Origin of the sequence: Chryseobacterium sp. ZHDP1 (genome assembly GCF_018603435.1) — a bacterium.
GTDB lineage: Bacteria > Bacteroidota > Bacteroidia > Flavobacteriales > Weeksellaceae > Chryseobacterium > Chryseobacterium indicum.
Genome location: NZ_CP075682.1, coordinates 1759168 through 1773970 on the forward strand (window position 1 = coordinate 1759168; position 14803 = coordinate 1773970).

12 protein-coding genes and 1 pseudogene are annotated in these 14803 nt (G+C 35.5%); all 13 read left to right on the top strand.

All coding sequences use genetic code 11. From position 1 onward, the window contains the following. Window positions 1-7 precede the first annotated feature (7 nt). The 13 genes and pseudogenes from KKI44_RS08005 to KKI44_RS08065 all read left to right on the top strand — a co-directional run bounded on the left by KKI44_RS08005 (window position 8) and on the right by KKI44_RS08065 (window position 14289). Window positions 8-3068, top strand: a pseudogene (locus KKI44_RS08005) (TraG family conjugative transposon ATPase). Then, on the top strand, window positions 3055-3714 hold the full coding sequence (locus tag KKI44_RS08010; protein ID WP_027383743.1) for a hypothetical protein: 660 nt from the start codon (window positions 3055-3057) through the stop codon (window positions 3712-3714). The pseudogene KKI44_RS08005 and the gene KKI44_RS08010 overlap by 14 nt, the downstream one beginning before the upstream one ends. After that, complete coding sequence (locus KKI44_RS08015; RefSeq protein WP_002977317.1) at window positions 3711-4385, top strand: hypothetical protein; 675 nt, start codon at window positions 3711-3713, stop codon at window positions 4383-4385. Before KKI44_RS08010 ends, KKI44_RS08015 begins: the two co-directional genes overlap by 4 nt. 1 nt (window position 4386) lies before the next feature. Next, window positions 4387-5064, top strand: coding sequence for a hypothetical protein (locus KKI44_RS08020; RefSeq protein WP_050791097.1), 678 nt, complete (start codon window positions 4387-4389; stop codon window positions 5062-5064). Between the two features lie 11 nt (window positions 5065-5075). Beyond that, complete coding sequence (locus KKI44_RS08025; RefSeq protein WP_002977315.1) at window positions 5076-5885, top strand: hypothetical protein; 810 nt, start codon at window positions 5076-5078, stop codon at window positions 5883-5885. A gap of 11 nt (window positions 5886-5896) precedes the next feature. Then, entirely contained in the window at window positions 5897-7069 is a 1173-nt protein-coding gene (locus KKI44_RS08030) for a hypothetical protein (RefSeq protein ID WP_002977314.1), read from the top strand. A gap of 2 nt (window positions 7070-7071) precedes the next feature. Next, the gene (gene traK / locus KKI44_RS08035; RefSeq protein ID WP_002977313.1) at window positions 7072-7686 is read left to right on the top strand and encodes a conjugative transposon protein TraK; all 615 of its coding nucleotides are present in this window, start codon (window positions 7072-7074) and stop codon (window positions 7684-7686) included. Beyond that, the gene (locus tag KKI44_RS08040; RefSeq protein WP_002977312.1) at window positions 7686-8066 is read left to right on the top strand and encodes a hypothetical protein; all 381 of its coding nucleotides are present in this window, start codon (window positions 7686-7688) and stop codon (window positions 8064-8066) included. The genes traK and KKI44_RS08040 overlap by 1 nt, the downstream gene beginning before the upstream one ends. After that, complete coding sequence (traM, locus tag KKI44_RS08045; protein ID WP_002977311.1) at window positions 8063-9322, top strand: conjugative transposon protein TraM; 1260 nt, start codon at window positions 8063-8065, stop codon at window positions 9320-9322. The genes KKI44_RS08040 and traM overlap by 4 nt, the downstream gene beginning before the upstream one ends. 3 nt (window positions 9323-9325) lie before the next feature. Further along, window positions 9326-10216: a conjugative transposon protein TraN gene (traN, locus tag KKI44_RS08050; protein ID WP_002977310.1), complete on the top strand. Its 891-nt coding sequence runs from the start codon at window positions 9326-9328 to the stop codon at window positions 10214-10216. 80 nt (window positions 10217-10296) lie between these two features. Then, entirely contained in the window at window positions 10297-12279 is a 1983-nt protein-coding gene (locus KKI44_RS08055; protein ID WP_002977309.1) for a type IV secretion system DNA-binding domain-containing protein, read from the top strand. Window positions 12280-12305: 26 nt separating this feature from the next. Further along, complete coding sequence (locus KKI44_RS08060) at window positions 12306-13121, top strand: M23 family metallopeptidase (protein WP_002977308.1); 816 nt, start codon at window positions 12306-12308, stop codon at window positions 13119-13121. Beyond that, on the top strand, window positions 13108-14289 hold the full coding sequence (locus KKI44_RS08065; RefSeq protein ID WP_002977307.1) for a hypothetical protein: 1182 nt from the start codon (window positions 13108-13110) through the stop codon (window positions 14287-14289). The genes KKI44_RS08060 and KKI44_RS08065 overlap by 14 nt, the downstream gene beginning before the upstream one ends. Window positions 14290-14803 lie beyond the last annotated feature (514 nt).

The following is a 14803-nucleotide window of genomic DNA, read 5'->3' on the forward strand; positions in this document are numbered from 1 at the left end:
ACACACAATGAAAAAGAAAAGCTTTAGTCTGCCATTTATTGGCTACGACTACGGTTCAGAATTTAATGTTAATTATGATGTTCTTATCGGTGAATTTGGAAACCCGATCATTGCCATCCAAATTAAAAATATTGTCACACAGTATTCGGCAGACCGTGCCTTGTATCTGAAGTATCATTCAATACTACTTAATATTATCAGTATTATTGGAGAAGGATATATCGTTCAGAAGCTGGACATTTTCGATAAAAAGATCTACCAGGCGGAAGCACATGAAGAATATTTACAGCAAAAATATTCAGAACATTTTGCGGGAAGAATTTACAAAACAATCGATAGCATTCTGGTATTTACCCACAGGATCGATCAAAGCAAAAAGAAAAACCAGTACAAATATTCAGATAAAAAGTATAAGGAATTGCGAGACAAAGCAGAAAAAATCTTTATGCTTCTGAAGGAAAATGATTTTGAGCCCCATTTTTTCTTTGAAAAGAATTTTGAGTATTACATCTCCTCTATTCTTTCCATGAACTTTGGCAGATCAACAAAAGCTTTTGACAATATAAGGTCACTTGACAGTAATCTCCAGATTGGTAATTCCTATGTGAAGACCATTTCTTTAGTAGATGTTGAAAATATTGAACTGCCCAATGAAATTTACCCTTACACAACGTTGGGTGGAAACGGAGCTATCAAAGATACCGCAGTTGACAATTTTTCTTTTATTAATGACCTGGAACTGTACAATACCATTATTTACAACCAAATTATTGTCATTCCTGATCAGACGGAAAGAGTTAAATTTTTAGCCAATAAAAAAAATCGTCACGAAGGATTTCAGAATGAACCTTTGAATAGGATCTGCGCCGAAGAAATAGGTATTTTGCTGGATAATATTGCTAAGGACGGTCAGCTTATTGTTGACGCACATTACAGTCTTGTCACCAGCTGCCCAACTATTGAGGATTTGGAAAAAATCCAGTCGATGATTGAGAACCAGCTCTTTCAAAAAGGAGTAATTTCCAGTAAAAATTCTTTCAATCAATTGGAGTTGTTTCGAGCATCACTACCGGGGAATGCCAATGAACTAAAAGAATACGATTTGTTTACCACAACGAGTGAAGCCTCGCTGTGCTTTTTTTTTTAAAGAGAGCTACCCCGTAGATGAACCATCCAGTTTTTACCTGAGATTTACGGACAGACAGGGAGTTCCGTTAAAGGTCGACACCGCTGATCTGCCAATGCAGATCGGCAGAATCAATAATCGAAACAAATTTGTTCTTGGACCGTCAGGAAGCGGAAAATCTTTTTTGATGAATAATATCATTGAACAATATTTAGCCTACAATTATGATGTTGTAATTGTGGACACCGGAGACAGTTACAGCGGGACGGCAAAATATAAGAATGGGAAGTATATTCAGTACACCGAAGAGAAGCCAATCACAATGAACCCCTTTGTAGTCAGCCAATCGGAATTTAATATTGAGAAAATTGAGTTTCTAGGAAATCTTATTTTTCTGATATGGCAGGGTGCAGATTCATCGATGACCACCACACAAAAATCCATTATTGATAATCTGCTCTTAGCGTATTACCATCAGTTTTTCAAAGGTGGTACCAATTGGTATCAGCAAAAGACCTCGCGTGAGCTGATTCTATACCTAAGTAAATACAACATCTACGAAGATGATCTTTATAATGAATTTGAGAGCCAATACAGTGAAAATGAAAATTACTATCAAATTTTAGGAATACCAATGGATGCTGAAAGCTCGGACATTAAAAAGGCGTTTCGAAAATTGGCGGTACAGTATCATCCTGATAAAAATCTTGATAAAGCTGATTTTGATGATTCCATATTCGACAAAATACACGAGGCTTACGAAACATTGGTCAATACCGAAAAAAGAAAGACTTACGATGAAAGCCAACTGATCCTTTCAAATACTAAAATAATTGAAAGACCCAAAATCAACAGTGCGGAGTGGGAAAATGCCTTCAGAAAATCACTCATCAAAAAACTGGTAGAGCTTGAAGAAATGCTAGACGTGGAAGAACTTTCTTTCAACACTTTTTATGAGTATTCTGAAAAATTTCTTCCTATTTATCTTTCCAATAAAAAGTTCAAAATTTCTGAAGCTGAATTCAACCTGAGAACATTCCTTTATGTATTGGCTGATTTTTACAAAGGAGGTAGGTATGGAACGACTTTAAATGAAGATGCAGACAACTCATTATTTTATGAGCCCTTTATCGTCTTTGAGATTGATAATGTTAAAGATAATCCTAAGCTGTTTCCTATTGTAACCCTCATTATTATGGATACGTTTATCCAGAAAATGCGTCTGAGAAAAGATAGGCGAAAAGCACTCATTATTGAAGAAGCCTGGAAGGCAATTGCGAGTAAACTAATGGGAAGTTATATTTTATACCTGTATAAAACAGTCAGAAAATTCTGGGGTGAAGCCGTTGTTGTTACACAGGAGCTGGATGATATTATCGGGAATGCTGTCGTAAAAGACAGTATTATTAATAATTCGGATACCTTCATACTTCTCGATCAGACAAAATTCATCGATAATTTTGATAAGATTGCAAAATTGCTCTCACTTAATGAGGTTGAGCAGAGTAAGATTTTCACCATTAATAATCTAAATAATAAAAGCGGTAGAAGCCGGTTCAAAGAATTTTATCTTAAACGGGGCAGCAAAGGTGAAGTATATGGTAATGAAGTTTCACTACAGCAATATTTGACTTATACTACTGAAAAACCTGAAAAATCTGCACTCGAATACTATGTTAATGAATATCGAAACTATCAGGATGCATTGGAGCAGTTTGTTCTAGATATTGATCATCTGAAAGACGGTCTACCAAACTTGGTATCATTGGTAAATATTTACCAAAAACCTATTGACAACGGGTTAATCGAATACTATCATTCATTCAAAAAGCAAAACCCTAGTAAAGATTTCTTCAAAAGTATCAAACGGCTACTTATAGATCAAGATATAACGCTAAAGGAATTTATTAAAAGCAAAAATCAGACTTATGAAAAAATATAGCATCATACTCATGGTCTTTATCATGAGTTTTTATAAAACACAAACTCCCTATATAGATGTACTGACAGCTCCTGCTATGATTTTATATGCCAATCAAATTAAAAGCGAGCAGGAGAAAACAGTCGACGAGATGAATAAACTGCAGCAGGCGCAGGCGGTTGTCTCAACTCAGATGGTTCTGGCCAACGATCTGCAGAATAAATTGTACAAAGGATTAAAAGAGGTAAATGGTACTTTGAAAAACGGCATTCAAGTTCAGAATATTTACAACAACCTTAGCAAAATAATCACGAATGTTGATGGGATATATAACGAAGTGCAGGATGCACCGGAGTACAGCATATTTGCGACAAAATCAATACAGCTGGTAACTAACAAAGCGACCGACATTTATACTGATGTTGCTGATCTGCTGACAAGTGGTGAGCTGAATCTTGCAACTTCAGGAGATCGGAAAAGGCTTCTGTACAATATTGAAAATAACACCCGTCTGCTGAATGTCTATTTGATCAACGTAAAGATGACGATAAGGAGAGCCAAAAGAAAAGGATTCTGGAAATCTATCAATCCATTTCAGACGTATGTCAATACTGACAGGCATATTTTTCAGCAAATATTGAACAACGCAGGAACATTGGGACTATGAAAACTTTATCAAAAACTAAAGTCTGTTTCCTGATTCTGATTTTTTCAAATATACTTAAAGGTCAGCTTACTGGAGGGAATTATATCTGCTACTACCTTATTAACTCTGAAATTCAAAAAACAATGGATGAAAATGAGAAGCAGAAAGAAATGAGAAATAAGCAGCTGACCAATTTAAGTCTGGAATCAGCCAATAAGGAACAATGGAGCAAATACAGGGATGTGACTGAAAAAATTCGTGGAAGGCTTAACAACCTTTCGTTTGCAGTTCAGGCTATTCCGACATCGGTGAACATCGTCAGAGAAATTGATAAGATTTATGAGATACAGTCGAAAATTTATACTGAATTATCTGATGCCCCAATCTGGATTCCTGTCGCACTCAATGGTCAGTATGAGTTTATAAATAGTCTGCAGTTGTATATCAGGCTGATGGCAGGTATAGTTTTATCGTATGGGACGATAAACGAAATGGAAAAGGCCGAACGTAAAATTCTTCTGGATTTTGCTCAAAGTGAAATCAAGACTCTTCGGCAGCAGTCCTACTCTACCCTTCAGAAAATCATCAATGTCAAGAGAAAAATAAAACTGCGTAATAACCTGCTTCAAAATTGGGTGAACAGGGACAAGAAAATCATTCAGGATATCATTAACAATGCAAATCTTTATTAAAATGAAAACATTTCTAATTGTATTTTTTCTGCTTTTACTGAATAATGCAAAGTCACAAACCTATTATCAGCTCTATTATAATTTAGAACTGCAGGCTCAGGTAACGGCCAACCAGGCTGCAAGAGTAGCTTCTGAAAAGCTTTACCAAAATTCTTACGAGAAACAAAGAAAAGCTTACGATGATATCAAGGAAAAGGCTGTGCAGGTTGTGGTCATAAAAAATCACATATATAATCAGCTTCGTAATGTCAATTCAGCACTGAAGCAGGGAAAACAGCTTGAAGCCATATACTATGATTTTACCAAACTTATTGGAAACATGGAGAAAATGCTGGAGCTTTCAGCTCAAAAACCTCAGTATGCCGTATTGATTATGAATTATTATTCTAAGCTTTATCTGCATGCGATGAACTCATATGAAAATATAAGCGAATCGGTTCTCAATGAAGAAAATGATTTTCTTATGGACAGCTACGATCGGCAGAAAATTCTTTCAAAAATACAGCATGAGATAAAAATTATGAATGGCTGGACAGTTCACATTATCAATTACCTGAGGAATGCTGAAAAAAAACCATACTTCCGTCATATTGGTGTTTTCAACAGCTGGTATATACGGGACAAAGGTTTAATCCAAAATATTATTAATAATTATAACCAGAATTTAAACGGTTGGTAAAATTATAATCTATGAAAAACATACTATTAATACTATCATTTCTTCCCCTTTTATCTTTCGTAAAGGGACAGACCATAAAAAGAGTTAAGGACAAACACATTGTAGGTCAGGAGAAAAGGCAGGTCTTTTATCAATGGGGAGACTGGCAGCCTGAACCAAAATACTTTTTGGGCATACAGACTAATTATGCCTATGCCATGGTATGGGGCTGGCTGGCTCCAAGTCGAAACCGTGATTACAAAGGCGGAAATGACATCAGACCTTTAGGACTGGCGGGATTGCAAAACCAAAGATATGCAACAACCTTGGTACAGCAGGACAAAACAAGCGATATTCAGGAAGAAGCAAAGACAACATATGAAGAAAACCTGAAAGAATTCTATCATTATTCCAGTGCGACCTCAGGGGCTGATCCTCTTTATCTGCTTTATTATAAAGATGTACTGAACAGTCTGGATAATTTTGACACCGGATCTTCGGCATTATCTCAGTGGGGATTTACTTCTTCGAAAGCCTGGGAACGATTCAATAATTACGGCATCATCGGAGAATGCAGGCGAAAGATCAACGTCATTCAGGACAAATACAAATTTGCTAAAAGTGCAGATATGCCGAGAGGCAAAAGGATTCTTGCCTACCATGACTGCCTTATCGAATGGCGAAAAATGAAAAAATACCTAGCGTACTTAAACCAGCAGGGAGAGAACAGGTTTAGAGCCGAAGTTAAACTTGAAAGTTACAAAACAAAAAATCCCGGAAAGATTACAAAAGAACGGAGAGATGCAGAGATATTCATGGATGTAATGACGGGGCATTTATAGTTAAAAAAATTATGAAACGAAAAAAGATTTTAAAAAGCATTATGAAAATAATGCTTTTATTCATTCCGTGCTTTGCATTCTCACAGGATACACACAGTGATGAATATTACCAGAAAGCAATGGATTTTCTGCAGGGTGAGGGCGTATTGGAAGGCTGGTTTACTGAAAAGTTCCTACCGCTTTACGACAGCTTTATGACCGCAGAATATGGACAATTTATATTATTTGGACAGGCTGTAGCGGGTTTAGGCGCACTACTCTATCTGGGGAATATAGGATGGCAGATGATAGGCGGAGATCGTGAATGGGAAATAGTACCGATGCTAAAACCCTTCGCCATTGGACTGGTTATTGTGAATTGGGTATCATTTGTCGGTATTCTCCGTACTCCTCTAATCAAGCTTCAGGACGTCTCAGAGAGCAGCTTTGTTGAGAGTCAGCAGGAATTGAATTCTTTAAGATGGGTACGTTTTAAAAAACAGCAGCAGGTTGTAGACAGAATTGTTGAAGAGCAAGCTAAAGCACAAGCTGAAATCCAACAACAGGAAGCCGGAGACCAATCTTTAATAGAAGAAGGACTGGATATGGTTGGAGATGGATTAACAAGTCTTATGAGTCCTGTCTATGAACTTTATCTCAGATTACAGGTTGGTTTACAATTAGCCATATCGAGCGCGCTGGAATTGATTGGGTTATGGATACTTCGAATATGTGTCTATGGGATATTTTTTATCCAGCTGATATTTTCGACCATCTTAATTATTATCGGTCCTATACCGGTTGGGTTATCAGTTTTTCCTGCGTTTTCAAGTTTTCTTTCTCAATGGGTTTCCAGATTCATCAATGTCAATCTTTACGGATTTGTGGCATTTATTATTTTAAAAATCGGAACCCTCCTTCAGCTATTTGCCTTTGAGGCAGAAATTGAGAGATATGATCAGATTATCAATACAGACGGCAGTATAAAGAACATGGATTTGCTGCTTACCTATTCTAGCAGTGGGATCATGTCATTTGGATTGGTCATCGTCTGTTTTTTAATTACAGCCGTAGGAATATTATGTGTTCCTACCCTGGCCAATTATATCATTCCGTCGGGCGGTGGTAATACAGGAGCCATGAGTAAGATGAAAAAAGCAGGAATGGCAATAGCCACTAAAGGAGTTTCATTATTAAAAGGATAATTATGGCAGTTGTAAAAAACATTGAAAAAAAAATCAAGATCAATAAAGTAACTTCCATTGGCTGCATAATTTTATCAGTCATCGTCGTTATTGCAGGATTTGTTTTCTCATATAAACAGATAAAAGATGCAAGAAAATCCATCTATATTTTAGATAACGGGGTTCCTGTTTTAGTCAAGCAGACCGATTTGCTCCTAAACAGACCTGTTGAATATAAAGCTCAAGTCGATATGTTTCATTCTTTATTTTTCACACTTTCAGCAGATGACGATTATATAAAATCTCAGACACGAAAAGCATTGTATCTGATCGATGACAGTGGTATGAAGGAGTATATGAATCTGAAGGAAAAGGGATTTTACAACCAGATCATTTCTTCCAATAGTGTGATGACTATAAAAGCAGACAGCATTAAACTCGATGAGCAGAACTTAAAATTTATTTACTATGGCAAACAGACCATTAACCGAAAGACGCAGCTTATCGTCAGAAAATTGATCACTGAAGGTTTTTTGCAAGATCTTCCCCGATCTCCCAATAATCCTCATGGTGTTCTGATCGAAAAATGGAAAACATTAGATAACTCGGACATTTCCGTAAAAGAAAAATTTAGATAATGGAACAGCAAAATAAAATCATCAGTAAAAATCCATCAACCATATGGAAAAGTGTGGAACAATTTGCAGAACGTCAGCCGAAGAGAACATTTTATCTCATGTTTGGATTGATTTTTTTGTCCACCCTATTCTCAATTGGAAGCTTGATTTACATACAAAAAGTTTCCATTCCTGAATACGAAACGATGAAAAAGCAAAATGTCCTAAAGGATGCTGCTACCTCATTCAACTCGCCGTTTACAGAGACAGAAAAAATTCTGGGTATAAGAGAAGCGCTGAAAGAACTTGATTACTATCGGAAAAAAAAGATATTGAGTTCTTCCGATAGTTCGAGAATTAAATATCTCCTCGATAAATACAATATAAATAATTCAAGATGAAAAAACTCAATTTAAAACAACCTAAATATGTTCTTCCCCTCATCGCCCTGCCATTCGTTTTAATGATAGGGTATTTTTATGTTCAATTCACGGAAAACTCAGGAAAAGACAAAAATAAACTGGCTGAGAGTAAAGACATTTCCACCGATTTCGGAAAAGTTGGAGAACGCTCTGAAATTAAAGGAAAGGCCGACGCTTATGCTGATTTCTTTGATAAAAGAACCGATGGAAGAACCATGATTGACGGTTTCGGTGATGAGCATGAAAGTCTTGAAAAATTTGATGATGATCTTTCAGAGCGACAGAAAAGGCATATTGACAGTATGAATTATGTCAGAGAAAAAGAACGTCTGAATAATCTTTCCCGACAGGCCAATCGACAGTCCTACTATAACGCGATGGATGCTAAACAGTCGAAAGAACGTGAGGATGATCAGTACGACAGAAGTATGAAAATGTTAAAAATGCTCAATGGTGACAATAACGGGGTAAACAATTCAGGAAAAGCTGATACTCGGAGTGCTGAAAATTCCGACTGGAAAAAGGATCAGATGACCTTGATGAGAGAGCAGATGATGTTAATGGATAGTATCGAAAAAGCAAACAACCCTGAACTTAAAAATCAAGCCAAAGCCATTGAGAAAATGAAGAAAAATGAGAAAGAGATGGATTTTTTTCTCAATTCTACATTGGATGTAACAAAAGCCTCGAAAAGCACAGAATTCAATTCGATCTTCAGACAACGTGAAAATAACTTTATCAAAGCTGTGATCGACGAAAACATTAAGGGCTTTGCAGGAAGCAGAATAAGGATTCGCCTACTCGAAGATGTATACGTCGGAAATGCAAAAATATCGAAAGGTACTCCCCTTTACGCATTGATCAGTGGATTTTCACTGCAAAGGGTGAACCTTAACATCGTATCGGTAATGCATCAGAACGAGATTCTTCCTATCAGTCTCAATATCTATGATGTTGATGGCATGGAAGGATTGTATGTCCCAAGTTCGGCATTCCGTGAAATGACAAGATCTATGGGAGAAAACATTGTGCAAGGTCAAAATCTTTCCAGTGGTAGCGCTGATTTTTTTACCACGACGCTTAGCTCAGTATATCAATCCACCTCAAAAACAATATCGGACGTAATACGGAAAAACAAGGCAAAAATTAAATACAATTCTTTCGTTTACCTCATTGACAACAAAGAACTTGAAAAAAAGAAAAAGAACATTTATAAGAAAAACACCAATCCATAATCTATGAAAAATTTCATTATTATCCTTATGCTGATGCTTGTTTCTACGGAGACATCCGCTCAGAATACAGTACTATCGAGAGTATATAAAAATAATCTTCCCGAAATCTATATTACAGGTAATGTCAATCTTCATTTCAGGAGCCCCCAGCCTATTCAGTTTGTTGATTTAAGTACGAAACACCTTATAGGCGATCTTCCTACAGAAAATGTTGTAAGAATTAAAATACAACAGTTTGAAGAGGAAAGCCATTCCGCTACCGACAGTATTAGAATAAAAGAGGAAACTCCGATTTATTATTATGATAATCAGGAATTAGGAATTGTTACCATTGTCGGACAATCCTTTATGGCTCAGTACAAGCTGATCTATAAAGTTGACAGCAGTGCGACTATAATGACCAACATTGAAATTTTACCTGAAGACATGCAGGCTCTTGAATATCCGGATTACCAGATGTCCAGTGCCGAACTCAGAAAATATTCGGTGGAGATTATCAGAAAAAAAGAAGCAAATAAAATACGTAGAAACAGAGATTTGGGAATCGAATCGCAGCTTAATAATGTATACGCTTTTGGTGATTATGTATTTCTAGATATTAGTTTTAAAAACAATACAAATCTCATCTATGATATTGACAAACTTAAGTTTTCTATCGATGATAAAAAGGTTTACAAAGCCACGAATGTTCAGTCTATTGAGATAGAGCCTGTATTCCGTCTGTATGACTTAAAGACATTTAAAAAGTCTTACAGAAATATTTTCGTTTTTAAGAAATTCACTTATCCGAATAACAAGGTTCTAAACATCAGGCTGATCGAAAATCAAATCAGCGGCAGAACAATTAATCTGGAGATTAAATACTCAGATATTTTACAGGCTGACACTTTTTAATATTCATTTACATCTAAAGTATAGCAGACAGCTGGGAACTCCTGGCTGTCTGCTTTTTATATAATTCAATTTGAGAAACAATGCAGGAAAGTAAAGAACAACAAAAAATCTACGGATTCTTTCAGAAAGCAGTCTATATGCTGGTTTTGATTGAATGCAGCATTATCTTTTTTGGAGGTACTCAGATTCCGATACTTCCAAAGCTATTGAAATCATTTGCGAAAATGCCATTTCTATTTCCTCCGTACCATGCCAAACTTGCTGAACTTCTGTTAATCATACTAATTGCAATTGGTACAAAGCCAAAAAAAAATCAAGATATTAATATTACAAAATCAATCCTTTTACCAATAGTCGTTGGATTACTGATGATGTTTGGTTCATTGGCATTTATAGATGATACATTTAGAAAAGACATCCCGCAGTTTACTCCCTATTTTAATATCTATCAGGCTGTTTACGCATTACTTTCATTCGTAGGTGTTTTAATAACCCTTTTAGGTGCTGACAACATCAGCAAGATTATGAAAATCAAGCTTGGTAAAGACCGCTGGAACATTGAAGAAGAATCATTCGATCAAAACAAGGAATTAATTACGAATGACTTTTCAATCAACATCCCTTACTTATTTTATTATAACAAACGGATGAATCACGGATGGATTAATATCAATCCATTCAGAGGTACACTTGTAATAGGAACGCCCGGTAGTGGTAAATCTTTTGGAATTATTAATCCGGCGATCAGGCAATTGATTGGCAAAGGATTTTGTCTCTGTATTTATGATTATAAATTTCCAGATTTGGGAAAGATAGCGTACTATCATTATCAATTGAAAAGGCAACATGACGAGAGCTATAAGCACGAGTTTGCGGTAATTAATCTTAATGAAGTTGAAAGATCAAAAAGAGTCAATCCTTTAAGAAAAGAATATCTCGCTACATTAGCAGAAGCTCAGGAAATGGCGGAAGCAATGGTGTCTTCACTTCAAAAAGGTGGTGGGTCAGGAGGTGGAAGTGATCAGTTTTTCACCCAGTCAGCCATCAATTTTCTAGCATCATGCATCGCTTTTCTTGCAAAATATGAAGAGGGCAGATTTTCGACCTTACCGCATCTGCTTTCATTTATGAACCGTGGTTACGAGGAAATTTTCAATACTCTTTTCACCAATATAGAGCTGCATTCTCTATTATCAACTTTTAAATCGGCTTTTGATAACAGGGCTTTCGACCAGCTGGAAGGACAGATCGGAACACTTAAGATATTTCTATCCAGATTGGCAACGAAGGAAAGTTTCTGGGTATTTTCAGGTGATGATGTCAAACTTAAAATTTCTGACAGAAAAAACCCTACAATCATTGTCTTAGCGTCTGATCCCAATACACAGGATATTAATTCTGCATTATATTCTACCATATTAAATAGACTATTAAAACAGATTAATTCCAAAGGCAATTTACCAAGCGGAATTATTGCCGACGAGCTGCCGACTATTTATATACATAAGATAGATAATTTAATTGCTACTGCAAGAAGCAATAAAGTAGCTGTACTCCTTGGACTGCAGGAAATTCCCCAGTTCCGCCAATTTTATAAAAAAGAAGTTGCAGACACGATTACAGCAATCATCGGAAATATTCTCAGTGGCAGTGCTCGAGATAAAAGTACACTGGATTGGCTTGAAAAAGTATTTGGCAAAGTAAAACAAAAAAGCCAGTCTATGTCAATCAATAATAATCAAACGACCATTTCAATTCAGGAAAAGATGGATAACCTCATTCCTGCCGGTAAAATAGCAGGATTAAAAACGGGAGAAATGGTGGGTATTATCGCAGGTGATGAAAATAATCAAACTGAAGAATATAAAACTTCGGCCATACACGGCAGAATCAATCTTGATATGAAAAGTATCGAGGATGAGGAAGCTAACTATATTGAAATGCCCGTGTATTATAACTTTAAAGACAAGTCAGGAAAAAATGATAAAGAGAAAATCCTGATGTCGAACTTTCTACGAATCAACAGAGAAGTAGAGTTGATCATTAAGGACTTCAATCCGTAACTCTAACAACATAAAATTTAAAAAAAATGAAAAAAACAGTAATACTGATGCATTTGTTAATTTTTTCAAATTTCCTACCTCAATTTAATACGGCTTCCTATAAAGGAAAACTCAATACTATTCGATTGAACTCCTCTTTACAAAATCAATTCACCACCAGCTTTTTGTCTTACCATATTGCAGGGAAGTTGAATAAAAAATATTTTGAGAAGAGTAAAGATTCATTGAATAATGCAGCAAATGAAACTGAGCAAACAACTACTCCACAAGCCAATTCAATTAAAAAAGATGATGATATTCAAGCGACGTCGGAAGACGATTCATTGTCAGAGAATCATCCATCCGAAAAAAAATACAGAAATAAAAAACTTTCATTATTAGAATACGAAAAATACCCAACTGAAGAACTACAGATTATTTATATGCCTTTAGAAAAAATGAAGATCACCTCGAATTTCGGGCATCGCTTTCATCCCATCGATAAAATTGAAAAATTTCATGCCGGTGTTGACCTGCGGGCTAACAGCGATTATGTATTTGCAGTATTGGATGGAATCATTAGTGATACAGGTTACAGTAATGGTGCAGGAAATTACATCAAAGTACAGCACGGCGATTTTGAGACCATATATCTGCATCTGCAAAAAACTTTTTTTTCATTGGGCGACTTCGTCTATGCCGGTGATATTATCGCTATAAGTGGTAATAGCGGGAAAAGCACTGCACCGCATCTGCATTTTTCAGTGAAAGAAAGAGGAAAATATATAGATCCGGTTCATTTCTTAAATGACTTAATAAAAACAAACAACGCAATTTCAGATTACAATTATGGAAAATACTAGCACCTTACTTACAGATGAACTTAGAAAGTTCGGAATCATGAATCAGCAGGATCATTTTTCCGAGAAACTCTCAAAAAAAGAAATTGATGATTTTCTTAAAGGAGGAATTCTCATTGCCGAAAATGATAAAAACAGGCTCACTTTTAAAATAAATGACGATAAGCTTGATGTCAATGTTTATAATAAAGATATAGTCAATCACAAAGACCTTTCAACTGCCGAACTTTTTGAAATTTCTTCAAGCAATAGAAATCTTTACAAAGTGATGGCTGACTATGGAAACATCACTCATATTGGAACAGGGTACTTTAATAAGAACCCGGAAAACGAAATGACCACATTTGTTGAAATAGAAAACGAAAGGGGAAAAACAATCTTTTTCGGAAACAAGCTTGAAGATAGTCTTAAAGATTTTAAAGTTGGAGATAAAATTCAGATTATTCAGACCGGTGTTGAAAAAACGGTTCTTAAAATAGATGATGCTGATGAAAAGGAACTCGCAAAATTTGATAATGTTTTTATAATAAACCCGTTCAAAGAAAAAAATAAGCAGTTCCAGTCCAGGATTTTTGAATTGGATAAAAAAGACAATACGATAAAAGATGTGGATACAACAAAATACGAGCTCAAAAATGTTAACGGTCACAATATCTCAGAAAAACAGCTTCAGCAATTACGAAAAGGTAAAGAGCTTAAGTTAGATGATGAAACCACCATACAGATAAGTCCGGCATCAAAAAATGAGGCTAAATTGAGCGCAAGTTCAAAATCACTCCTGATACTATCCCTTGCGACGGATGGCGGTCTTAGTTTCTTGATCATAAAAGGCATTCAGAAGCTTGCTAGAATGCAGGAAGAAAATCAACTACAAAAAGAAAGTATAAGATATCAGGTCGAGCTTCAAAAACTAAAAGCACACCTGAAATCGAAATCAGAGCAATATCCTGATAATAAAAATATCATAACTGACCTTAATATTGTCAGCAAAGAAATCTCTGCTTCTCAATCCTCTTTAAATGAAAATACTAATAAGGAAAAAGAAAAGAGCAATATTAATCTTCAGGTTAACGATCCAGATATGTATCAAGATGCTAATCAAAAGAAAGAGGAAGAGAAACGAGATGCAGAAGAAGCATCAAGGTCAACATCTCATTCCAGAGGACGGTAATAATGATAATTATCATGCTCCTAAGCTTAGAAACGCTAAAGATATTTCAGGGAAAAATCAGTGAAAATGGAAATCTCTACTTTTTAGGATTCAGAAAGAATAGCTGGACTATTATTTACAGAGATGGCTCATCACTAGAGACAAAGTCTTTTTACCAGATTATAAATCATTTTGGTGATTTGATCATCCATAATATATACTGTTTCAGATACATTTTGGAAGCAATGCTTTTTTTACAAAATAAACATTGTGATTATCTAAGGAATTCGCTAATTATCATTACCGCGTCAAAAAATAAAAAAGAAATAAAATCCTTTTTATTTAGACGATACATTCAGAAAAATCTTGTCGTACCAAAGATTCATTTATTTCATTCACTGCGAAATTTTGAATTAACTGTACTCTATCTTGAACTTTTAGATAAAGGAGTTGTCTCTGAAACCATTCAGCTAAAAGGTCAAAATTATCTAAAGATAAAGTATAAATCAATTCAGATTATACTTGATACAGAACA